The 22,939-nt window shown below is 40.1% G+C and carries 17 protein-coding genes and 6 pseudogenes; 10 read left to right on the top strand and 13 right to left on the bottom strand.

The features are described 5' to 3' along the window. Positions 1–218 precede the first annotated feature (218 nt). Positions 219–1,225, top strand: a pseudogene (locus tag PSI22_RS18835) (IS110 family RNA-guided transposase). 311 nt (positions 1,226–1,536) lie between these two features. On the opposite strand, the gene PSI22_RS18840 reads toward PSI22_RS18835, so the two are convergent. Next, positions 1,537–5,235, bottom strand: coding sequence for an inverse autotransporter beta domain-containing protein (locus PSI22_RS18840; RefSeq protein ID WP_273581070.1), 3,699 nt, complete (start codon positions 5,233–5,235; stop codon positions 1,537–1,539). Between the two features lie 279 nt (positions 5,236–5,514). On the opposite strand from PSI22_RS18840, the pseudogene PSI22_RS18845 reads away from it, so the two are divergent. Beyond that, positions 5,515–5,622 (top strand): annotated as a pseudogene (locus PSI22_RS18845) (IS5/IS1182 family transposase); the annotation flags it as partial. A 128-nt stretch (positions 5,623–5,750) separates the two neighbouring features. Here PSI22_RS18845 and PSI22_RS18850 read toward each other — a convergent pair. The 4 genes from PSI22_RS18850 to PSI22_RS21570 all read right to left on the bottom strand — a co-directional run bounded on the left by PSI22_RS18850 (position 5,751) and on the right by PSI22_RS21570 (position 9,425). Beyond that, positions 5,751–6,683, bottom strand: a complete 933-nt coding sequence (locus PSI22_RS18850; protein ID WP_273581071.1) for a hypothetical protein — start codon at positions 6,681–6,683, stop codon at positions 5,751–5,753. A 193-nt stretch (positions 6,684–6,876) separates the two neighbouring features. Beyond that, positions 6,877–8,409: a hypothetical protein gene (locus tag PSI22_RS18855; RefSeq protein WP_273581072.1), complete on the bottom strand. Its 1,533-nt coding sequence runs from the start codon at positions 8,407–8,409 to the stop codon at positions 6,877–6,879. Positions 8,410–8,601: 192 nt separating this feature from the next. After that, positions 8,602–8,958, bottom strand: a complete 357-nt coding sequence (locus tag PSI22_RS18860; protein ID WP_273581073.1) for an IS30 family transposase — start codon at positions 8,956–8,958, stop codon at positions 8,602–8,604. Further along, complete coding sequence (locus PSI22_RS21570; protein WP_273581074.1) at positions 8,862–9,425, bottom strand: helix-turn-helix domain-containing protein; 564 nt, start codon at positions 9,423–9,425, stop codon at positions 8,862–8,864. Before PSI22_RS21570 ends, PSI22_RS18860 begins: the two co-directional genes overlap by 97 nt. A gap of 426 nt (positions 9,426–9,851) precedes the next feature. On the opposite strand from PSI22_RS21570, the pseudogene PSI22_RS18870 reads away from it, so the two are divergent. Then, positions 9,852–10,010: pseudogene (locus PSI22_RS18870) on the top strand (IS110 family transposase); the annotation flags it as partial. A 425-nt stretch (positions 10,011–10,435) separates the two neighbouring features. Here PSI22_RS18870 and PSI22_RS18875 read toward each other — a convergent pair. Then, complete coding sequence (locus PSI22_RS18875; RefSeq protein WP_273581075.1) at positions 10,436–11,605, bottom strand: MFS transporter; 1,170 nt, start codon at positions 11,603–11,605, stop codon at positions 10,436–10,438. 705 nt (positions 11,606–12,310) lie between these two features. Here PSI22_RS18875 and PSI22_RS18880 point away from each other — a divergent pair. The 3 genes and pseudogenes from PSI22_RS18880 to PSI22_RS21575 form a co-directional block, all read left to right on the top strand. Next, on the top strand, positions 12,311–12,754 hold the full coding sequence (locus PSI22_RS18880) for a hypothetical protein (protein ID WP_273581076.1): 444 nt from the start codon (positions 12,311–12,313) through the stop codon (positions 12,752–12,754). Between the two features lie 60 nt (positions 12,755–12,814). Next, entirely contained in the window at positions 12,815–13,081 is a 267-nt protein-coding gene (locus PSI22_RS18885) for a hypothetical protein (protein WP_273581077.1), read from the top strand. After that, positions 13,068–13,181 (top strand): annotated as a pseudogene (locus PSI22_RS21575) (RNA 2'-phosphotransferase); the annotation flags it as partial. The gene PSI22_RS18885 and the pseudogene PSI22_RS21575, both read left to right, overlap by 14 nt. A 102-nt stretch (positions 13,182–13,283) precedes the next feature. Here the strand turns inward: PSI22_RS21575 and PSI22_RS18890 are convergent. Then, positions 13,284–13,589: a hypothetical protein gene (locus tag PSI22_RS18890; RefSeq protein WP_273581078.1), complete on the bottom strand. Its 306-nt coding sequence runs from the start codon at positions 13,587–13,589 to the stop codon at positions 13,284–13,286. Positions 13,590–14,021: 432 nt separating this feature from the next. Here PSI22_RS18890 and PSI22_RS21640 point away from each other — a divergent pair. After that, positions 14,022–14,214: pseudogene (locus tag PSI22_RS21640) on the top strand (transposase family protein); the annotation flags it as partial. Positions 14,215–14,577: 363 nt separating this feature from the next. Further along, complete coding sequence (locus PSI22_RS18900; protein ID WP_273581079.1) at positions 14,578–15,315, top strand: class I SAM-dependent methyltransferase; 738 nt, start codon at positions 14,578–14,580, stop codon at positions 15,313–15,315. A 209-nt stretch (positions 15,316–15,524) separates the two neighbouring features. Here PSI22_RS18900 and PSI22_RS18905 read toward each other — a convergent pair whose 3' ends face one another. After that, positions 15,525–16,658 carry a PfkB family carbohydrate kinase gene (locus tag PSI22_RS18905; protein WP_273581080.1) on the bottom strand — a complete coding sequence of 378 codons (1,134 nt, stop codon included), beginning with the start codon at positions 16,656–16,658 and terminating at the stop codon, positions 15,525–15,527. 718 nt (positions 16,659–17,376) lie between these two features. Between PSI22_RS18905 and PSI22_RS18910 the strand changes: the two are divergent. Continuing rightward, a pseudogene (locus PSI22_RS18910) lies at positions 17,377–17,645 on the top strand (IS1-like element transposase); the annotation flags it as partial. 102 nt (positions 17,646–17,747) lie between these two features. Here PSI22_RS18910 and argF read toward each other — a convergent pair. Then, positions 17,748–18,761: an ornithine carbamoyltransferase gene (gene argF, locus PSI22_RS18915; RefSeq protein WP_273581081.1), complete on the bottom strand. Its 1,014-nt coding sequence runs from the start codon at positions 18,759–18,761 to the stop codon at positions 17,748–17,750. A 233-nt stretch (positions 18,762–18,994) separates the two neighbouring features. On the opposite strand from argF, the gene rraB reads away from it, so the two are divergent. Beyond that, positions 18,995–19,432 carry a ribonuclease E inhibitor RraB gene (gene rraB, locus PSI22_RS18920; RefSeq protein WP_273581082.1) on the top strand — a complete coding sequence of 146 codons (438 nt, stop codon included), beginning with the start codon at positions 18,995–18,997 and terminating at the stop codon, positions 19,430–19,432. A 66-nt stretch (positions 19,433–19,498) separates the two neighbouring features. Here the strand turns inward: rraB and PSI22_RS18925 are convergent, their stop codons facing one another. The 4 genes from PSI22_RS18925 to PSI22_RS18940 form a co-directional block, all read right to left on the bottom strand. After that, positions 19,499–20,002 carry a GNAT family N-acetyltransferase gene (locus PSI22_RS18925; RefSeq protein WP_273581083.1) on the bottom strand — a complete coding sequence of 168 codons (504 nt, stop codon included), beginning with the start codon at positions 20,000–20,002 and terminating at the stop codon, positions 19,499–19,501. Between the two features lie 244 nt (positions 20,003–20,246). Beyond that, positions 20,247–21,020 carry an amino acid ABC transporter substrate-binding protein gene (locus PSI22_RS18930; RefSeq protein ID WP_273581084.1) on the bottom strand — a complete coding sequence of 258 codons (774 nt, stop codon included), beginning with the start codon at positions 21,018–21,020 and terminating at the stop codon, positions 20,247–20,249. An 81-nt stretch (positions 21,021–21,101) separates the two neighbouring features. Continuing rightward, positions 21,102–21,866 carry an amino acid ABC transporter ATP-binding protein gene (locus PSI22_RS18935; RefSeq protein WP_273581085.1) on the bottom strand — a complete coding sequence of 255 codons (765 nt, stop codon included), beginning with the start codon at positions 21,864–21,866 and terminating at the stop codon, positions 21,102–21,104. Then, on the bottom strand, positions 21,850–22,557 hold the full coding sequence (locus PSI22_RS18940) for an amino acid ABC transporter permease (protein WP_273581086.1): 708 nt from the start codon (positions 22,555–22,557) through the stop codon (positions 21,850–21,852). Before PSI22_RS18940 ends, PSI22_RS18935 begins: the two co-directional genes overlap by 17 nt. Between the last annotated feature and the right edge of the window lie 382 nt (positions 22,558–22,939).

The following is a 22,939-nucleotide window of genomic DNA, read 5'->3' on the forward strand; positions in this document are numbered from 1 at the left end:
GTGGGGCACTTTATTTAATTCGCAATAAAATAAGCAATTAACTTTTTAATCAGATGCTTGAGTGAGTTACCCAATCGCCGTTTTCCTCAGAAACCTGAGTTGTCGAACTATTTCATCCGGTTCCCACCAGACACATTCCCCAGATTTAATGGGATGGTCACCCTCACTCAGTAGGCGTAAGTTGACAGTGTGAGATTTCTTATTGAGAGGCCATCATCATGAACAACACCGCACTTATTGGTATCGATCTCGGCAAATATACCTTTCATATTCACTGCCAGGACAAATCGGGTAAGGCGCTTTTACATAAAAAATTTACCCGCACCAAATTGATGGACTTTTTAGCTAACTGTCCCCCGGCAACCGTTGTCATGGAGGCCTGCGCTGGGGCGCATTTCATGGCAAGACGGATTGCTGATTTGGGGGCATGAGGCAAAATTGATTTCGCCGCAGTTTGTCCGCCCCTTCGTCAAAAGTAACAAAAATGATTTTATTGATGCCGAAGCCATCTGCGAAGCGGCCTCCGCGTCCTTCAATGCGTTTTGTTCAACCCAGAACTGAAACTCAACAAGCAATGCGTGCATTACATCGGGTCAGGGAGTCACTGGTCAGAGATAAGGTTAAAACGACCAATCAAATGCAGGCTTTTTTACTGGAATTTGGTATCAGTATGCCGACAGGGATAGCGGTGATAAACCGGCTTTCCCAAGTGCTTGCCGAGCATGAACTTCCGCCTTATTTAACTCAGTTACTTATGCGCTTGCATACCCATTATCTCTATCTGGTTGAGCAAATAACTGAGCTTGAGAACGCGTTGGCGCAAGCACTGCAACGTGATGATACGGGGCAACGGCTGATGACTATTCCGGGTATCGGCCCCATAACGGCCAGTATGTTATCCTCTCAGCTGGGTGATGGAAAACACTCTGCCCGCAGCCGGGATTTCGCCGCCTCAACGGGTTTGGTTCCTCGTCAATACAGCACGGGAGGAAAAAATACCTTGCTCGGTATCAGCAAGCGGGGAGACAAGAAGCTCCGGCAGCTCTTAGTTCAATGCGCCCGTGTTTTTATACAACGTATTAACCACCAATCCGGGCGTTTAGCGGACTGGGTCAGAATTCAACTTGAACGAAAACATTCGAATATTGTGGCCTGTGCACTCGCGAATAAATTAGCGCGTATAGCCTGGGCCATAACCACAAGACAAACCGTGTTTGAAAGATAATGATAAAATTCCCTTAAAACAGCCACTTTATCGTTAATTTAAACGCTTAAACAGTTTACCCATCAGGTTTTACGAAGACTGATTATTGATGACATGAACGGCCAGACGGCCTGATGATAACCTAAGCATAAAAATGGCTCTTTGAAGCCGAACACTTTTTTAGGCACATCAGGCGCGGAACTCATTGGGGCGCGGGCATTCTTGCCCATATTGATGCCGGATAGATTTACGCAAGCCCAACATGCATCAAAATGAGTGTTGCAAAAATGGGGGTGACCATAGATTTTATGCTTTCCTAATCCGGATACCCATTATTTATAGCAAAGTAAAATAAATAAATCACTCTCATGTGATGAGCTTAATGGATAAGCCTGTGTATATCTAGGGGTGTTTGCTCCAACGTAGTCAATTCCAATGATATCACCAATTAATCCTGCGGCTTTTAAATCTGCCCCCTGATTTACAAGCTTTGTAATGCTATCGGCTATATCGGTCGTTTCCACTGGTGTCCCCGTCGTACAACGTTTAGCAGGACTGCTTTGACGATCAGGCGGATATGCATAGGCCACAGCATTACCAGTACTCCCCCCAGTATCAGCAAATATCATCTTATCAATGGCTATATTTGTTTGGTATACAAGGTAACGGCCTGAAGAAAATGTGTAGCGGCTTTCTATTGTTGTACTACCCGCTGCTTTCACTTCGAAATATCCATTACCTGTATCGTTTGTAACAACCGCAATTATATCTTTATTGTTTGAATAATGGGCGGGATAACCATCAGCATCAACAGTTTCAGGGTTATCAGGGTTGTGATTAGGTATAAACGTCAATTTATCCCAACCAAACGTTAAGTTACGGGCGAGTACTCCATCTAGATTCGTAGCTATACCGTGCCCACCGTAATTTCTAAGTATAATACGATTATCGTCATCTTTAGGTTTTGCAGTGATTTTTACCGTTTCACTTTTCGAAGCTGGAGAACTGTTATCAGCCGCAGCAGTTACTGTAATATTATCAAATCCTCCATTTTTACTGTACATCGTGAAAGTTGCCTGTCCCTGAGAATTGGTTGTATTTTCTTGTTTAGTCATCAGATTGGGTTCCTGCGCTAAAGGGACAGGTAATGATGTGCTCCAGTTTATCGGTACATCTGATTGCACCTGATTATCTTTTTTACGTTTGGTCGTTGCGATAAATGTGTACTTATTCGCCTTACCTTCAAGTGTCGATGCAGGGCGAATAACGGTAAGCGTTAGGGTATAAGCTTCGGCAAAAGAAACTCTGTCTGCACATTGTTGCCCATTTTCAGAGGCACGATTACCGGCAATAGCAACACAAACTACAGCATCTTTTATCGGTGGGTTATGGGAACTGACCAAATTATTTGTGAGTTCTCCTTTGGACGAGGTGGTAACTTCTCCTGATGTTTTCAGATAAGTTGTTTTGTCCCCTGTTGGTTGCTGAAGACGCCATTCAAATTTTATTTTTTGTCCGGTATAAATGGTAGTACCATCCGGTTCATAGACTATTGCCGTATAAGTATAAGCATCACTTCCATCATTGCTCACATCGCCACTCTTCGGTGTAAATATCGGTTTGTGAATGATTGGCCATGCAAAGTTTGCAGGCTGCTGTGCTTTCTCGGTATTTCCACCGGATGAAGCAGTCACAATAATATTTGATGCAGGAACAGAACTCGTGAGTCTGGTCGTGACTTTTCCGTCAGGACCAGTGACTGCTGTGACGGGACTCAGAGTGACACCCTGAACATTTTCCAATAGACCCCATTGCACTGTCTTACCTACTTCTGCTTTACCCTCAGCATTCGTAATCATTGCCGTATAGGTATAAGTATCATGTACTGGTTTAGGTTTAGCACTATCAGGTTGCACACTGATACCTTCCAACTTAAAAGATACCGCTCTTGGAGCCTTTACCGGGGGTTGTTTTTCAATGGCAAGTGAAATCCATATTCCAACTGCTTTTTTATTACTGGTCAGCGTTGCTTTTAATTTCCCTTCGCTGTCTGTTTGTATCTCGCCTTTTGGCACGTGTAAAGTTAGCCCATCAACAGGGTTATCTATATTCCATTTCACTTCAGAGAGTTTTTTATTTATTGCAGGATTCTTTTCATTATCAACAATAAGCGCCTCATAGGTGTAAGCTTGCTCACCATCAGCGGTTAAATCCTGATCAGGAGTGATTTCAATTTTTTCAATTTTATAACTCTGGGTATTATCAGTAAAATTTACCGTTCCTACTAATTGCTTCTCTTTATCAGCATCGCCCATCTGCAAATAAATTTTTACATTCTGGTGGGGTTGAGTACTGGTTAAAGTCACTGCCTGTAACTTTCCATTCTCATCCGTCTTAGTGGTCTTTGGTTTTTCCCAGCTTAACTTCAGCCCGGACGTATCATCGGCGGGCGGCTCAGTTATCCATTTGACATCATCAATCGTGGCATTTTTTACCGGTGCGCCTACCGGGGTATCAAAAGTAATCACCGGCGTAATGGTATAGGCATCTTTATCTTTACCGCTGGCGGATAATGGCCCTGTTGGTGTGATGTATGGTGTGCCAGCTTCCACTTTTTTCACCACAAACGGCCTGACAATCACATGCATCTGAACGGGGGGTAATTTCTGATCGTTCTCCAGCATTCCAACCGCAAGGATTGGGTAATTGTTATTACCATCAGGTGAATATTTGGGAAAAGTAATGGTCGCAGTATGATCTTTGTTGTCAGACAGTTGACCTTTATTGTCGGCAAACGCGCCATTAGATATCCACTCAACCTTCTTAATAGATGAATCAGAGAATTTAGCTGTGACTGTCTGCTGTTCATGGCTATAACCCACAATCTCTCCCGGCAGGGACAATTGCAGGTTTTGTTTTTTCTGATGATCCAGAACAATATTGTAATTTCTCTCAACCAGATCGTAACGGCTGCCCGCCAGTGTGCGCATTGATGCAACGTTATCCGGTGATAACTGCGTACTCAATGGCACACCCAGCCTGAGATTAAAATTTGTCAGAAATTGTGTTTCACTCTGACCACCTTCTCCTTGTTTATAATCCACGCCCATTGTTATCAATGGAATTGGCGTATATGTCACCCCCATTTTTGCCAGACTGGGATTTTTTTGCTTGGTCTTTCGGTTAAATAACGTCACGTTGTCGCCGAAGTATTGCTCATAAGAAAATTTGCCTCCTAGATTAGGGTAGGCAGATAGGAAGAATTCTCCGTTAATGTCAAAGCCATTAGCAGGGCGTTCATGATGTTCTTCAAAATTCCGCGAGATTTGCCAGTCACTTAAGCGATGATAGGCGTTGGTAGAGAATTTAATATAATCTCCCCAAATTTCTCCTCCCAACCCTACTCGCCTGTTTTTACCTGTGATGTCATAGTCATAAAAGGTATTCAGGCCATACATCCAGTTCTGAGAAAAATAACGTCCCCCCAAACCGAAGTTGACTGTATTCCGGCTATCTTTGTTGCGATACCCTAATTGAGAAAAAAAGAGCCAGTCGGCTTTATTATCGTAAATAGGCAATAGCAGATCTACTGAGTTATTTTCCAGCCTGCCTTTTCTGTCAAAGCCAAAGTTAATTTTTGCTGTACTAGATTGGGATAGCCATTTTTGAGCCTCGGAGGCAATGGTACTGTTAACTTTACTCAAGACATAAGATTTGGCTTGCTCTGCTAATTCTGAAGGAGATGATGACAGAAGACTGCCTGCTGCCTGAAGATTTCTTGCGATGTAATCAGGCAATTCATGTTCTGGCGTATTATTTGTGTTTTGTATTCCGGTTTTTTTATTGATGTTTGGAGTTAGAAATTTTTTACTTGATTCATTTACTTGAGTACCTACATTATCTATTCGGGATATATCTGTCTTCTCATGATTTACATTCCCCTCAGCAAAGGCATTTATAATGGTTGAAGGGATAAGTAACGTATAAAGAATCGTAAAAAAAACAATAATCTTAACAAGATATGATGACATAATATAAGTACCCAAATAGACGTAACCTTCTTTTGATACTGATAAGATTTACTTACATAATTTATATATTAGTGCCTATTCAGAGTCTTCTCAATAAAATCACAAAAAAAAGCTAAATTGACCATTTGTAGGCTGGTTTTCAATTTTCGTTCACAGTTTTTCCAAAGCCATCGGGATTTTTGGTTCTGTCGCATTAACGACAAACGTCTGCTGGTAAATCCGGCCTACGCCTTTCAAATTGCCTACATAGAATGTATCTTGCGAGCCTAGGTAATCGGGAAAGGAAATCGGCGTATTGCAACCCGTTACGAAAAAACCGCACGAAACTATTTGTCCATGGTGAAATTAGGCTGTATTCGACTCTTTTACAAGTGGTTATATAATTAAGGGATGTAGCCTAATACAAAAAATCTAACCCGAATTTAATCTGACAGGCACTGAATCAAAGTGGGCGACTGTCAGATCAAGTTTGAACTACTACAAATCATACCTAGCCAAATTAGATGTGTGAAATTTTACTTTGTATCAGATATGAAATTAAGTTCTATACTATCATATATTCTTATATCATTATCTAGCATAGCAAAAACAGTTACAGACTCTCTTTCATTATCTATGACTTCTATTATTACCTGACCACGTGGGTCAGTAGATGTTTCAGCATATTGTTCACCATTCATTAAAGTAGATGAAGTAATTACATCATTTGGAGTCATATACTTTACATTATCGCCGCTGGTAGGAAATTTTTTATTTCCAGAGCAATGAGTCCATTTTTTATTGTTAAGTGAATATTTAAATACGAATTTATTATTTGTATGCATAAGAAAATCAGGAGAAGGTTTACTGGTTGTAGAAATATATGTATAATAGCCAGCGTTAGATTGAATAATAATATAACAACCATCTGTGGCTGTGGCTGGCAATATGATAAGCGGTGACCAATTTCCATCACTCGTATTTATATATGTATAAAGTTCAGGATTGCTAGGGATACGCACAGCTATATAAAATTTGACGCTGACATTATCAACTTCTTGGATATTACTTAAGGTTGCAATTACACTATTCTTTGTTTCCTTCTTCAAGGAAAGAAAAGGAGTTGAAGTAAGTTCAGAATTAATTATTTTAACATAAGCTGGTTCAGAATAACCGATATTAGCGACATCAGTTACTGTATAAGTAACCGTGTAATCCCCATCAGGTAGACTAGAAAAAGGTATTGTTATATGTATAGTAAAGGGAACAGGATTTTCCACAAAATAAAACTTAGTCTGGACACCATTCAATAATATATTTATCTTTTCTTTTGGTTTTTCAGTATCAAAATGCTCAATAACAACCAACATAAAATCATTTGCCATTTTACTAATATCAATAACCCTATTTTCGTCTTCTTGTGGCAGTATGGGTTTTTTAAGGGGGTTATTTTTTTCAATTATATTCATCATTATTCTCCATTAAAATTTGAAATAAAAACTCAGGTAAATATAAGTATGAAAATGGATTTTCTTGCATTCATATATTATTTCGTGAAGTTATTTAACAATATATTGATATTGTACCTCCCACCTCGGAAAGTGAGGTGGGAGCTTATAGAGGTATTATCCACACTACAATTTATTACATAATCCTTAGTACTTAATCAGCATCCAAAGGAGCGGTATCAAGAAATCCCTGCCAACTCTTTGAATATTCTTGTTGACTACTAATATAATAAATATACATAGGCCCAGGGTTACCATCAAGATCTGTATGAACTCCTGATAACATATTATTATTAATCTTTATCTGAATATAGCCTGCTTGGGCATCCTTATCCGTTATAGGTGTTGGATCTAAATGTGGATTTTCAAAAACCGGATTACCTGTAATAGGATCATATCCAGTTATGGCTAAATAGAGTGTAATAGTATCTCCTGCTTTTACTTGATTTTCACCGCCAACGGGGACAGAACACACTACTCCCTCACTAATCGAATCTATACCAAAGACAGTATATTCTTCAATTTCATCTCCCATGCTATCCAAAATTGTAACCCGTTCTAATTTTCCTCTCGGTGGTTGATAATCTGTGCTATCAGCCAATTTAAAAAGTAAATTTTTTGATCTGTAGGCATCCGCCCCTGACGTCAAAATATAGTAATACAGAGTATTAGTTTCAAGTGCGGTAAAAATATTATAAAGGACCTTAAAAGGTTTGTCTTTAAGACTTCTGTCACCATATATTTCTGACGTGCATAGTGTAGCTACATTCTGACTACTAATATTGCTCATAATGTATACAGTGTCGTTTGGTTGAATTATATCGGATCTAGGCACTCTAACATTAAATTTGCTATCACTTATATTTGATGGGGGATATATCTTATCTCCATTCATATTCTCAATTATAGGTGCATCTATATTGTCAGAAGGAAGAATATCTTTTGTAATAAACAATGCCTTTTGTGTGGATTTGGCTGTTTCATCGCCAATAATTGCAGAAATATTTATTTCTCTTACATATGAACTCGTCATCTTTCTGGGGAAAAATTTTACTTGAAAATTACCATCATCACCCGTATTAATGTAATACATATTGTTCTTAAAAGGGAAAATCTCTGTTTTGCCATCATACAAACGTGTAAAGCTTATATTATCTACATGTAATGCAATCTGGCAATTTTTTATCACACTGTTATCTTTTTTCCTCGGATACATTACCACATTCAAGTGTGCATTAGTATAGTCACTAGGTATTTTTCCATCAACTACCGGGGTCAAATCTTCGATAAAACTACTGCCTATGACTATCGGGTTTAAGGATGATAGGTCAAGGTCTTCATCTTTATGTTGCTTACAAGTAATATCCTGTTTAGTTTTAGAATTAGCAACATTAGTTGTAAATTCTAATTTGATATCTGATTTATCCGTACTGTTTTTTACTTTAACAATATACGGTACTGTTATTTTATTGTTAGTAACATCAACATCTTTTTTTCTATGATTGTCTTCATAAACATCTATTTCCACATTTGGATTATTTGATGTGTTTTTAAGAGAAATATCACTACTTTTAAGTACCTTATGCGAGTTATCTCCAGTGTAAGTGGCTATTATAATAATACTAGATCCTTGAAAAACATCAGTGCCTTTGAAATCAATAAGTAAACTTTCAGAAATAGGGTTCATATTATTACCTTTTTACATTGTTAGTGAATTGTTTATTAAGAGGCTGGATTAACGCAATAAGTGCAACATGCGCCCGGTATAGACTTCCATAGGTGTCAACCCATTGAGAACTTTTCTTGGCGTCATATTCAATCTTAATTCCATATCGCTAATCTCTTGCTCCGTCAATGAACCAAAAGCCGTCCCTTTAGGCTATTGACGCCGAACTAAACCATTCGTATTTTCATTCGTTCCTCGCTGATAACTGGCATAAGGCCGGGCAAAATAAATTGAGGCATTCGTGGCCTGCGTTACCCGCTCATGCTGGACAAACTCACCCCCATTATCCAACGTGAGCGTGTGAACCTTCGCAACGCGATTAAGTAAGGTATTCACGGTATTGGCCACCACTTCTGCCGTTTTATCTGGCGTTTTTGCCATTAACAACAAACGGCTTTTGCGATCAACCAATATCACCAGATAAGCATCCTGACCATATATCGTATCCCCTTCAAAATCACCAGTGCGGGAGCGCTTCTCGACAATCGCTGGGCGCTGGCTGATATCCACCCGATTCGGAATGAGACTCCGGCCCGCTTTCCCCCTTTCCAACGGGTTTTACCAAAGCGAGGAAGCCGCTTGTAAAGAAAGTCGCCTGTACGACGATCTTCGCGGATACGCCGATAAATCGTGGTATGGCTAAGGGCTATCTCCGGGCATTCCCGTCTCATTCTGTAGCCGATATTTTCCGGAGACCAGCCTATTAATATCCCCTCAGACAGTATGTGCTCGTGCCGGGGGGGGTGTTTCCTAAACTTAAATGCGGTCTTTTTTCGCTTATCTTTCAAGATATCTGCCGTTTCTGCACAATAGTGTTCACCGGGGGTATTGCGTTTCAGTTCACGTGAAACGGTACTGGGATGAACGCCGATCGCTTCAGCTATCTGATATTGTGGAAATCCCTTGTGATGCAGGGCTTGAAGCTGATATCGTTGTCCTGGAGTCAACTGTCGATACTGTCTGGTTTGTTTATGCATATCAGGCTATGGTTTCTGGGGTGAGATCCGTGAAATTTATCACAGTTGACTCACTCCTTTTAATATCCCGCCTGTTGCACTTAATATGTTAACTCAGCACCATCTTACTGGGATTTTTAAATCAGATTACATTTAAATAAATAAAAGTCAACACACGCAGAATAAAAAATATAATGATTTTCTATAAAAAATTACATTCATAGATAGTTACAGATCGCTTAAAGTAACCGATCAATTTAATTTAAAATTACAATTTTTTATCTTAAAGTTATAAATGGAAACATTGAAATAATAAAAATAAAAGCAATCACGTTCTTGTGAAAAAATATGAAGAAATAATATTATATGATATGGATGAATTATGGATATATTAAAAAGTTGCTTCCTCGAATACGCGCAGAGCTGACCAAATCGGTGACTATAGATTTTATACAACGTATTAACCACCAATCCGGGCGCTTAGCGGATTGGGTCAGAATTCAACTTGAACGAAAACATTCGAATATTGTGGCCTGTGCACTCGCGAATAAATTAGCGCGTATAGCCTGGGCCATAACCACAAGACAAACCGTGTTTGAAAGATAATGATAAAGTGACTCTAAGCAGCCACTTTATCGTTAATTTAAACGCTTAAACAGTTTACCCATCAGGTTTTGCGAAGATTGATTATTGATGACATGAACGGCCTACCGGCCTGATGAGAAACCTAACATAAAAAATGGCTCTTTCAAGCCGACACGGTTTTAAGGTTCATCAGGCGCGGAACTCATCGAGGCGCAGGCTCCTTGCCTACAGTGACGCCGGATAGATTTAAGCAAGCCAAAAATTCATCAAAAATTAGTGTTGCAAAAAAGAGGGGAACCATAGATTTTTATGCTCTCCGGAGGAGGAAAAGGACATCGGCACCAGCCGGCTCACGTCACCGACGTGCTGATTTATGCGTATCAGTCAACACGACGGGAGGGGGGCGCTGGCGTCAGTGTGTACGGATCATCAGCTGGCGACGACGTTTACTCCTGAAGGCAATCCCGTTGGTTGGGTACAGAGACCAGCACGATTATGTTAGCGATGCTGGAAAACAGAAGCAGGATAATCAACATATTCATCGCGCTCACGCCGAGCATTCCCATTATCCAGATGTAACTCGCTGAGAAAGCGATCTGGCAAATAGCAAGTACGGAACTTGCCAAACCGGCATTTTGCTTAAACGGGTTCAAGGCTTGGCTCATCAATATTCCGAATCCCATAGCAAAACCAACACCGATCATAGCGAACCCTACGAGATTTAAATAAGCGTTTAGGTTCAGCATTTGTGTGAGGGTAAATATGATTGCGCATGATAGAAATAGAATTTGCGATAATAGGAGAACCGTTTTTTGCCCAAGTTTTGATAGGAAATAGGGCGTTAAAAATGAGGTAATCATGCTAAAGCTAGCCAGCCCCGTCATTGATATTGAGTATTGCGCCGTAGATAACCCCATTTGACCCATTAATATGATTGGAGATATATTTACATATGTCAATATTGCCGTGATAGACAAGCAAGTAATGAATAGGCGGCTGATGAATAATGGCGAGAACAGACTTTCATCGCTGCTGCTCTCTCTATTCTGATTCGTCTCTTTATTATTAAGGTACGTTTCATCAAGCCAGAGCATACAGACTAAGCATGAAATGCCCGCGAAGATTGCCATGCCGGTGAAGAGGCTTGGCCATTCAAAGCTCATTAATAGTAAATAACCCAGGACCGGGGCAATAACAGGAACGATACAAGTAATACCATTAATCACCGACAATACTTTTGAGCGCTTATCGTCGTCCAGGGTATCCCTCAGGATTGCAAAGGTGACGACATAGCAGAAGCCGGCACCGACTCCCTGCCAAAAGCGCGCGAAAAGAAATTGTTCGGCAGAAACAGTAAACGCTGCGCCATATGAAGCGCAGACAAAAATTAACGCACCCAATAATGCGATGGGTTTTCGGCCAAATCGGTCGGATACAAGTCCTGCGATAATCATGGTCGATGCCATACCGGCCAAATAAATAGAAAAAGCAGTATGAAGGTCTACGGCAGTGGCATTTAAATCTTTGGCAATATCGGGTAAGCCAACAAGATATAAGTCCACGCCCAAGGGGTAAATTAGCACTAACATAAAGCAACATGCGAGGTATTTGAACATACTGATTTCCTGCAGATTTCAGATCATAAAGAGACAAACACGCCTAATTAACATAAACCGCCTGTTCAAAAAAACACCCGCATAGAAACTCGCACATACCTTATGGATCGGTCGGCGCGACGGCAGCTGAACTTGTCAGGTATCACATAAGACAAACTACTTAGTTTATTTTAATAATAGCCTTTTTCTTTGAAGATTAATGCTTAATGACGCTGAGCATGATTCAAATTTATAGATAGATCAAGGTTTTTTAAATGAACATGAATATATAATAAGAAAACTATATTGATTTATATAGTCATAAAATGAAATAAAAAATAACTTTAAATTAGGTTGTGTATTTGTATACTGTGTTTATAGTTTTCAACCTGAAATAACTAATTATTTAATTTTTATTATCCGTTATTGAGTGAGTTATTGTAATTACAACACGGATAGTTACTGTAATTAGATGATAGGAAGCATTATCCCCCTATGCATATATTTCATACCAAGCACATGCATTTTTTAAATGCATACATGTGCGCTTCAATATGCAGATTTCATACATAAATAACGATGAGGTGTCACATGAAATATTAATTTTTTACATTTAATATAACGTGACTTGGTTTTTTTACAGCTTATATCAAATTATTTTGATATGGAGCGAAATAGTAACATGAAAATTATCTTGTTATTAATTAACCTCAGAGGAGATAATGCGTGAGGCATTTATCACGGAATGTTAAGTTGTCATCACTAGGACTATCACTTGATTTATCTGATTTTAATCTTAAAGACATAATCACTAAAAACAAATTCACGATTTATAATCAAGAAATTAGCCCATATATAGTTAAAAGCATTGCAGAAGAAAATATTCGTAAACAGTTAGCTAATGATTTTGACGTTTACTCCGAATTATCATGGGTCTCTGAACGACAGAAATATGGCTATTTATTAATGAGGAATTGTTTTTCGACCGATAAATTACCGCCAACCCCTTGCAATGATGAAGCACCTGATGCGAGTTTATGGATCGAGCCAGCATCAACGTTAATGGCTATGTTAGGTGTAACAGGTCACACGGTCTCCTCTTATCTAAATGAAATGCAAGGCCGATTGGCGCACATGGTTATGCCCGCCAAGAACAATGGAAAGTCTTGATCCCGCTCTACAAAAAACCTTTCCCCGCATACAGAAGTCGTCAATGGTCATTGGTCGGAAATGCTTCCTGATGACACAAGGAATCAAGTCATTGCACCAGAGGTATTTGCCCTGGCATGTCTAAGAAATCCGACTCAGGCAGCGACAACGGTTTGGTCATTGGATGACATTTTGAATAATTTAAGTTATTCAACGATAGAGCAGCTGATGAAACCGGAATATATCGCCAGCAGCCAATCCAGCTTTGATGTTGATTCAAAAATAGAAAATGTCAGTGTGATTGGCGATATCAATGGTCGACTTGTCATAAGATATCCTAAAAATTAACGCCCAGTTAATGCATGAACAGGGCTTTAAATTCCATCAGGCAGATAATGGCGTTTGGTTGACAAAATCGGTGCCGGTCAAATATATAAGCTTCAATTAGATTCTTATTTTTGGTGATTACCATGTTGGTTACTGATGCTCTGCTGGCGTTCATCGTTGCCGCTTTTTTGCTTATAATGATTTCAGGTATATGGTATTGGTTTTAAGAATGGCGGCCTGCATGTTGGAGATTGTGATAATTGGATACTTTGTCTCCATCTCCATCTCCGCCTTTACCGCCGTCTCCACCATTTCTTCCTGATTGACCGGGAGATGAGCCGTTACCCCCGTGACTTCCATTTATACAGTTGCTATTAGGTATCCCGTTTTTACCATCCTGACTAGGTTTTCCATTGAATTGATTACAATCAGTAATTTTCACATTGGTCTTGGCGTTGGTATTGGCATGTAATGATACGAACGGAATGGTTAATATAGATGCAGCTATGATTATTATGCTTGGTTTCATTTTTATTTTTCTCCAGAATATAGAATTTCTTTACAAAAAGTAAAATCACGCAGCTTAATTATCCAATTTTATAAATTAATCTATTGTTTATTTAGCCTTTTTATTTTTTCAATTTAAAGATTGATGATTTTATTTTATCGAAAATAGTCATTTAAAAAATAACGCTCTAAAAAGAACGTAGCGCAGTGACCAGTTCTATTTCATGATGTAATTTAATATTTTGTTAAAGATTGTTTTTAAACAAAATTTAAATAAATAAAAATTATCATCCGCAATATGCTTATTCAGCAATTTAGTTAAACTAATTTCGTTGCCATGTCAAAAGGACGTGTTGAAACAGGGTGAGATCGCGAATGTTATTTGACCAAATCGGGTCAATTTGATCTGTCGCTGAAATTATGATCTTATACCCCTTTTTTCGTGAGCACCAGAATGAGTGTCGGTGCTTTTGCTCTGTATTTCGGTGAGTTATCCGATCTCGCCAGTCTGCCAAAGTCAGTTACCCTTTATTTGACGTGCTGTTTTCAACGGGATTCCCTGCCCATGACACAATAGCCCGTATTATCTCCCGCCTTGACCCGGTCAGTTTCAACGCTGATTCATTCAATGGGCACAGGCTGTCAGCGCAGGTATCGGCTGTTAGCCTTCCCCGGTGCTGTTTATGATGATGGCCTTTTCTGAAAGAAAAACACACTGTCAATTTATTGCAACAGAGTGGGGGAGACATCTCATTACACCCTAATAAAAATATTACTTATATCGCATTTTTATAACGAATAAGTAACTCTAAATTTTTATCGGGGCAGTAATTTCGAGTATAAAAATATTTAGTTATTTTTAACTGAATTCAAACATGATCTATCGTAGAAAGTTACTTACGTTACAAAAATAATTATATCTAATTGTTTCGTGATATTTTATCTTTTTATATAATACCCTCATTAGATATTTTTCATGAGAACATGCCTTTTTATCAGGAGTTATAATAATGGAAGAGCAAGCAAATTATGATTTTATTGGTGAATATTATGAAAAATTCTCCAATACAGTCGCTCAACGGCAGTCTGAGCTTAGAGATATCCTCAACATGGTCGGTGATATACAGGGAAAATCAGTCCTAGATTTAGCTTGCGGATATGGTTATTTTGGGCGGGAATTACACTGCCGCGGCGCTTCAAAAGTGGTCGGCGTCGACATCTCTGAGAAAATGATTGAACTCGCCAAAGCAAAATCTAAACTGTATGGTGATGATATTGAGTTTTGCGTACAAAACGTATGTGAAATGAAATTACATGAAAAATTTGATATCGTTATCGCTGCCTTCTTATTCCACTACTCACAATCTACTGAAGAGCTTGAAGCTATGTTTCAAGCGGCCGCTAATCATTTAAAGCCCTCTGGAAAATTAATAGCTTACATGTCATCACCTGATTATCGATTAGAAAATGGAAACTGTGATAATTATGGCTTCAAAATTTTGAGCGAAGAGCCTTGGCAAAATGGTTTCTGTTGCCAGGCAGAATTTCTGACAACTCCACCAAGTCCTTTCACATTTTATCGTTGGAGCCGTGAAAGCTACGAAAACGCAATTAATAAAGCAGGATTCAGTCGTTTTAGCTGGCAAAAACCAACAGTCTTAGCAAGCGACTTAGAACGTTATCCTCAAGGTTTTTGGGATATTTATTTGCAGAATTGTGTTCATACCGGACTTATTTGTCAGTTTTAGGTTCGTTGTCCATTATCTCCGCATCTGTGGTTATATTTCATTTCATCGAACATAAGCCCTTCCTATTTTTTTCGATTAGTGAATAATGTTTGTCATACGGGAAACATTGAAAAAATTGCCGGGTTTTAGCCCGGCTTTAGCCAAATATTCTAACATTTTTTTATTTTTATTATGTCGGCGGTATGAGTAATGTTATTTCACAATTGTTATTAACGATATGAATCCAATACCAGCAACTTTTCAACATCGAAGGGCGACAGAGTTAATGAATAAGTCAATTCAGTAGATAGTACAAGAGCGGCACAACGTTGTGCGAAATGAACACTTTCCTGAAAATCCATACCTGCTAACGCACAATGAACTAATCCCGCCATCATTGCATCACCGGAACCTGTGGTATTGACAACATTAACAGGAAATGCCGGAGAGTGACCTTCTATATAACCTAGCTCACTGTAGTACACACCTTCAGCCCCCATGCTTAAAATTACCCGTTGAACGCCTTGTTCATGAAACCATGATGTTACCGATTGAGCCTCTTTTATTGAATTAATTTTAATACCACTGATCTTTTCCGCTTCCAGCCGATTGGGTCTAATAGTATGAATATATGATAACCAGTTACGTACTATGCCAGCCTTATATGACGAGACAGGATTAACAAATATTGGCACATTACCTGAGTTTTTAAATAACCATTCCAGAGCTTCTTCTTTCAAATTACAGTCGATAATCAGTATTCCTGCTCTTTCAATGAGAGGTTTAGATTTATTTAGTAGCTCAGGAGTGAGTTTTTTCAAAATATCCATATCACTAACGGATGTATGCGGTTCACCATTGCTATCAACTATTGAATGATAGATTGATGTTCTTGCATCATTCAGTTTATGAGAATGGCTAACATCAACGCCTGCTAACCTGGTTTCTCTAAAAAGTCTTTTTCCATATGAATCATCACCAAAAACAGAAATTAAATAACTATCATTCTTTAACGCGGCAATGTTATGCGCAACATTTCGAGCTACACCACCTAACGTATATTTTGTTTTCCCTGGGTTGGAATCTTTCTTTAATAATTCAGTCGAAGCGAAACTGGTAATATCCATGTTGGAAGCACCAACCGTTACGGCACAATTCCCACTGGAAAAAATGTAACCCTTACCTTTTATATGTCCCTTTTTTTGTAGATTCAGGATATGTCCTGCGACGCTTGAACGACTGATTTCAATAATATCAGCGATTTCTTTTTGGGCGAGAAAAGGATTTTTCCTAAGAAGTTGTAATATTCTAAACTCCAGATTATCCATTTTTCTCATATCATGCCCTTTATTATTGCGAAACATGGTTATTTTTATTCCATTGATTAATGATAGTAAAGTGTATTTTTATACATTATGCTTGGAGTGAGAAAGCGATCGTAAACTTAATGATATATTATTCATCGTTAAAAATGTGATTTTACTCTTAAATTTTGTTCTGAAAAATAACGAATAAGCGGGATTTTAAAAAGATTAGCGTGGTAACCATATTTTATTCCGTTTATTTTCAATTAAAAACAATTGGTTATGTTACCTCTGTATCATTTTAAGCATTTGTCTTTTCTTCTGTTTTAATTTTTTTTCTAAAATGAAATGGCGATTTTCAATTACATTGAAATGTGATAATTAACACATTTTTACCAGTATTAAATATAACTTCACGATTTTATTGCGGTGTAATATTTTTATATTTAATAATATTTTTTATTACACCATTAAATTTATTTAATTATGCTATTACTATGGGCGCTTTTAATTGTCAAGGTATTATTTCTGTAAGTAAAATATCTCGGTTAATCATAATAACCGATATTTATTTATATTTAATTAATTTTTTCATCAGCTAAATAGCTTTCCAAAATAGTGATACACCTTGCATGGATCTTTAAGTAGCAAGGCTTACGAACTGGTCACGCATTCAAAGTGTTGTTCTTTGTATATACTCTCTATTTTCAATGCTAGGGGGAGACCTCAGATGGCTACGGTAGATGTGAGATGTCGGTTTTGCCATTAAAATAGAAATATGTAAAAACATGGCACAGGTAAAGGAGGGTATCAGCGTTACCGTTGTTTATTGTGTGACCACATTTTCCAGCTTGACTACTCTTATCGCGCTTGTCAGGTCGGAATAAAAGAGCAACTCATTGATTTAGTTCTGAATGATTCTGGCATTCGCGATACTGCCCGGACACTGCATATCAGTATTAATGCTGCCGTCCGAACTTTAAAAGGTTGTCGCCACGAGGCGTAACCTCGCTACCTCTAGAGAATTTAGAAATCCAACTTATCTGTTAAGTTGATGAGGTGGGGTTTCAGATTATTTTCCCCAACTCGCATTATCGTTATTTATGAAAAAACAAAAAGCGGTGCTCATTCGCACCGCATTAACACCCATCAAAAACTAAGTTCCTTCGCTAGCGTTGCTACCATCACTGCCTTAATCGTGTGCATACGGTTTTCTGCCTGATCAAACACAATACTGTGTTTTGATTCAAAGACCTCACTAGTGACTTCCAGCCCACCATACAGATTGAATTCCTCAGCCAGTTGTTTGCCAAGCGTTGTTTCTTCATCGTGGAACGCAGGAAGGCAATGGAGGAACTTCACCTCTGGGTTCCCCGTCAGTTGAATGACATCCATATTCACTTGATAGGGCTTTAGCAGCGCAATGCGCTCTTGCCAGACTGTTTTGGGTTCCCCCATCGAAACCCAAACATCAGTGTAAAGAAAATCGGCATCTTTAACGCCGGTCGCAATGTCTTCTGTCAGGGCGATCCTGCCGCCGGTTTTTTCTGCCAGGGTTTGGCATTCGGCAATCAATGCCGCATCCGGCCAGCACGCTTTGGGAGCGACCAGACGCAGATCCATACCGGTTAATGCAGCGGCTTCTAGCATCGTATTGCCCATGTTATTGCGGGCATCGCCCAAATAGGCGAATTTGATTTCAGTTAGTGGCTTCTGGCTATGTTCCTGCATCGTCAGTAAATCGGCTAACAGTTGAGTCGGGTGGAATTTATTCGTCAAACCATTCCAGACCGGAACGCCGGCGTATTTCGCCAGAGTTTCGACAACTTCCTGCCCGTATCCACGGTACTGAATGCCGTCATACAGACGCCCAAGTACCCGTGCGGTATCCTTGATGGATTCTTTATGTCCAATCTGGCTGCCATTTGAGCTTAAATAGGTGACGCTGGCACCCTGATCATGAGCAGCGACTTCAAAGGCACAGCGTGTACGGGTGGAGTCTTTCTCAAAAATCAGCGCGATGTTTTTACCTGACAGTAAAGGCGACTCTTTACCTGATTTTTTATTCGCTTTTAATTCACTCGCCAGTGTCAGAAATGCATTGATTTCCGAAGGAGTATAGTCATGTAATCTTAGTAAGTTACGTCCATAAAATGGATTCATGCTGTATTTTCTCCATTAGAGTGATACTGAATTTATATTCAATATATATCGATAAAAAATTCAATTACAACCCCTGTGATGTGTATTTGTCATCTCAATGAAATTAAGGCAATTTGTCATGCCATAGTTTACGGTCTGTATTTCCTTTTTGACGAAATTGGATAGCTATATCCTTCGCAGGAAAAAGATGGGAGAATGCGAAACAGGACAGCCAAATGACGGAGGGGATTGGCATGGCAGACCCACATGCTTTAGAAGAACAGCGCGAAGAAACTCGCTTGATCATTGAAGAATTATTGGAAGATGGCAGCGATCCTGATGCGCTTTATATTATTGAGCACCATTTTTCGGCGGAAAACTTCGATCTTTTGGAAAAAGCCGCCGTTGAAGCATTCAAACTCGGTTATGAAGTGACGGATGCGGAAGAGCTGGAAACTGAAGATCGTGTTGTGCTGATGTGCTGTGATATCATCAGTGAAAGCCGTCTAGATGCTGAACTGATTAATACTCAGGTTGAGCAACTCATGAATCTGGTTGAAAAGCTCGGTGTGAATTACGATGGTTGGGGGACGTATTTTGAAGATCCCAATGCGCCAGATGATGATGATGATGATGATGATGAAGACGAAGCTGAAGATTTCCCTGAGCAGGACGAACGCAAACTTCACTAAGTTCTTCTGACGAGATTGTCGAAATAAATGCCCCACTTGGTCTGTGGGGCTGACTGATTAGAAGCATTATAGTGCTTTGATCATCCTGACCTCACAGTCGCTGTGGCCAGTATTGCCGAGTGGCTCACCAAGATGGCTGAATCCCAGTTTTTCATACAGTTTGATAGCTGCTTGCAAGATCTCCGTGGTTTCCAGATAGCAGCGCTTGAAGCCTTGTTTGGTGCCAAATTCCAGTGATTGTTGCACGATTTGTCTGGCAACGCCTTTTCCCCTAAGTACTGATGAGAGATACATCTTCTGTAACTCACAGATATCATCATCGCCGCCAGCCAGTGGAGCAACACCTCCGCCGCCAACGACTTCCCCATCCATTTCGACGACCCAGTAAGCGCTGCGTGGCTGGCTGTATACTTCGTACAATGTATCCAGAATCGGATCTGCGACGGCAAAACCTCGGTCTGCGGTCAGGCCATGTTCGGCGGATACTTGACGGATAACGGCAGCAATACCGGTATTATCTTGCGGAATAATGGGGCGAATGACGTAGTTTTGTGTTGTTTTTTCAGTCATTATTTCCTCTTTATATTTTTTATTTTGACTTAAAATTCTCCCAAAACAGGAAGTTTGTTGGGGGGAGATACGACTCAAGGAGGATAAAGTGATTGGAGCCACACTTGAGGATAGAATTAACTTCGTAAGTCACTATCAGCTTGATATTAATTGAAAAAATAAATAAGTAAACAGGATAAGCTTGCTGAATCTATTAATGGGCGGCGCTATGAAAACGCCGCTGATTGAGGAATTGAGGGGCAGGTTATTTGGAAATATCAGTGCCGAAGTATTTTTCGGAAATACGGGCATAAGTCCCGTCATCTTTCATGTCTTGCAGTGCCTTATTGATGACGGCGATCAGTTCTGGATCTCCTTTACGGAGCAGAACGGCCGATTTGCTTGCATCGGCTTGTTGGGCGACGATTTTCACTGGCGCATCAGGGCGCTGTTTTTTGAAATCCAGAAACGAAAGGCGATCATTCAATGTCGCATCTGCACGACCCGTAGCGACCAAATCAATGGCTTGGTTAAAGCCATCGGTACTGACTAAATGAGCCCCATTAGAGGTTGCTAGTTGCCCATAGTTGCTGGTCAGGGACTGGGCTGAACGTTTTCCTTTGATATCAGCGAAGGTTTTAATGTCATTGTTATTATCGCGAGTAATCAATACGACTTGGGAAGCGGTATAAGGAATGGAGAAACTGTACTTCGCTTCCCGTTCAGGTGTGACACCCACTTGGTTGATCACCGCATCAAAACGTTTGGCATCCAGCCCCGCAATCAAGCCATCCCATTTAACTTCCATGAATTCTGGTTTGACATTCAGGCGGCGTGCAACTTCACGGGCGATATCTACATCAAAACCAGTTAATTTATTGGCCTGATCGTGATAGGTAAAAGGAGGGTATGTCCCTTCTGTCCCAACCTTAAAGACACCGGAGGCTTTTATCGCGTCCAGATCCTTTCCGGCATAACTGGGGGCAGAGATTGCAAGGGCTGTGGCGCCCGCCAGTAACAAACTCAGGAATGCTTTCATTGTATTTCTCCAAATCAATAATGTGTCACTATGCTTATTTTGGCTTAGCGGGTTTACGCTGAGTCTAAACGTCACAGCCCGTTATATTTCCCAGTCAGGTAAAGTTTCCGTCAGGGTTGAGATAAACTCGCTAGTGCGCTGCTTATCCGGGCGGGTAAACATGGTTTGTGCTGTTCCCGATTCGACAATTTCACCTGATTCCAGAAAGATAACATTGTGGGCGAGATTGGCGGCCAGACGCAGATCGTGTGTCGCCATCACCATGGTCGTGCCTTCTTCTGCCAAATGCTTCAGAACAGAAACGACTTCTTTCGATAATTCAGGGTCAAGGGCTGAGGTCGGCTCATCACAGAGCAATACTTTGGGAGAGGGGGCCATCGCTCTGGCGATTGCCACACGCTGCTGCTGGCCGCCTGATAATGTGTTCGGCCAGACATCTGCCTTATGGGGCATGCCCACTTTTTTCAGCAATTCCTGTGCCCGTTCTCTGGCGCGTTCGCGCGACCATTTTTGTACATAAATCAGCCCTTCCATGATGTTTTCAATCACCGTGAGGTGAGGGAAAAGCTGAAAATTCTGGAATACCATGCCCGTTTGCAGGCTAAACCGTTGGATTTCCCTGTGCGGCAGGCGTTCTTTGCCAGTGAAGGTGATCTGTTCTTTGCCAATCTCCAATGTACCCGCCTGTGGGATCTCCAACAGATTGATGCAGCGCAGCAGGGTACTTTTCCCGCTGCCAGAAGGCCCGATCAACGCTGTCAGGCTACCTTCTTTAATGGTAAGGCTAATGTTTTTCAGCACCTTTTGTCCGTCGAAACTTTTTTCAAGGTTAGAGAGCTGAATCATTTTTCACTTCCTTATTGCTGCGGTGTGGTGAGAATTGTTGGGAGAATTTCTTTTCCAGACGAACTTGTAGTGCTGACAGCACTGAACTTAAAAGTAAATAAAGGATAGCGGCTTCGGTATACAGGATCAGCGGTTGGTATGTGACAGCGGCGATGCGTTGTGCAGCCAGGAACATCTCTGGAACCGTGATGACGGAAGCCAGTGAGGTATCTTTCACCAATGAAATAAAGGTATTTGACAGTGGTGGAATAGAAACTCGCGCCGCCTGTGGCAGTACGATCCGGCGCAGTGACTGCCACCAACTCATGCCGATGGAGTGAGACGCTTCCCACTGCCCTTTAGGCACCGAAATCAGCGCTGCCCGGATCACTTCAGAAGTATAAGCACCGACATTAAGGGTAAAGCCGATGACGGCAGAGGTGAAGGCTTCCAGCGTAATGCCCACGCTGGGCAGGGCATAAAAGATCAAAAATAATTGAACCAGTAAAGGTGTACCACGGATCAGCCAGACATAAAACCGAACGACTGCAACCAGTGGTTTTGGCCCGTACAGCCGGATTAAGGCGACGATAAACCCCAGAGAAATCCCTAATGCGAATGTAATCAGCGTGAGGGGAATGGTAAATGTCAGGCCAGCGTAAAGCATCGGCCAAAGGGAATCCAGCGCTAAACTGAGCCATGATGGAGTCATATATTCTTCCTATTTATAGGGTGGAGAGACATATTTATACAACATATCAGAGCCTATCTGATCAGAATAGCGGGTTTAGCTACAGAGATAGGTTGTTGTTCAAAAAGTCTTTATTTTTTGCATAGTTCTTTTAATAATGATATGGCAAGACAATGCCATCTTTATATAAAATAAAGTTCTAGCTTAGAACCAAGAGTAAGTCAGTGATATTGATAAAAATGATAAGTTCATCGATTATGGAAGACTTTTTTTATAGAGCTTGCTGTTGTAGTTTGAGATACAGCTAAGTTAATAATGCCTATTGTGATGATATGTTTTTTATTTATAAATTATCAGTGATAACAAAAATTAGTACGAATTTATATAAATAAGAAAGATATTA

Source organism: Xenorhabdus aichiensis, from assembly GCF_028598775.1.
Taxonomy (GTDB): Bacteria; Pseudomonadota; Gammaproteobacteria; order Enterobacterales; family Enterobacteriaceae; genus Xenorhabdus; species Xenorhabdus bovienii.

Coding starts and splice junctions, on each gene's coding strand:
- PSI22_RS18840 (WP_273581070.1), bottom strand. CDS start 5,235: ATGTCATCATATCTTGTTAAGATTATTGTTTTTTTTACGATTCTTTAT.
- PSI22_RS18850 (WP_273581071.1), bottom strand. CDS start 6,683: ATGAATATAATTGAAAAAAATAACCCCCTTAAAAAACCCATACTGCCA.
- PSI22_RS18855 (WP_273581072.1), bottom strand. CDS start 8,409: ATGAACCCTATTTCTGAAAGTTTACTTATTGATTTCAAAGGCACTGAT.
- PSI22_RS21570 (WP_273581074.1), bottom strand. CDS start 9,425: ATGCATAAACAAACCAGACAGTATCGACAGTTGACTCCAGGACAACGA.
- PSI22_RS18875 (WP_273581075.1), bottom strand. CDS start 11,605: ATGTTCAAATACCTCGCATGTTGCTTTATGTTAGTGCTAATTTACCCC.
- PSI22_RS18885 (WP_273581077.1), top strand. CDS start 12,815: ATGCTTCCTGATGACACAAGGAATCAAGTCATTGCACCAGAGGTATTT.
- PSI22_RS18890 (WP_273581078.1), bottom strand. CDS start 13,589: ATGAAACCAAGCATAATAATCATAGCTGCATCTATATTAACCATTCCG.
- PSI22_RS18900 (WP_273581079.1), top strand. CDS start 14,578: ATGGAAGAGCAAGCAAATTATGATTTTATTGGTGAATATTATGAAAAA.
- PSI22_RS18905 (WP_273581080.1), bottom strand. CDS start 16,658: ATGTTTCGCAATAATAAAGGGCATGATATGAGAAAAATGGATAATCTG.
- argF (WP_273581081.1), bottom strand. CDS start 18,761: ATGAATCCATTTTATGGACGTAACTTACTAAGATTACATGACTATACT.
- rraB (WP_273581082.1), top strand. CDS start 18,995: ATGGCAGACCCACATGCTTTAGAAGAACAGCGCGAAGAAACTCGCTTG.
- PSI22_RS18925 (WP_273581083.1), bottom strand. CDS start 20,002: ATGACTGAAAAAACAACACAAAACTACGTCATTCGCCCCATTATTCCG.
- PSI22_RS18930 (WP_273581084.1), bottom strand. CDS start 21,020: ATGAAAGCATTCCTGAGTTTGTTACTGGCGGGCGCCACAGCCCTTGCA.
- PSI22_RS18935 (WP_273581085.1), bottom strand. CDS start 21,866: ATGATTCAGCTCTCTAACCTTGAAAAAAGTTTCGACGGACAAAAGGTG.
- PSI22_RS18940 (WP_273581086.1), bottom strand. CDS start 22,557: ATGACTCCATCATGGCTCAGTTTAGCGCTGGATTCCCTTTGGCCGATG.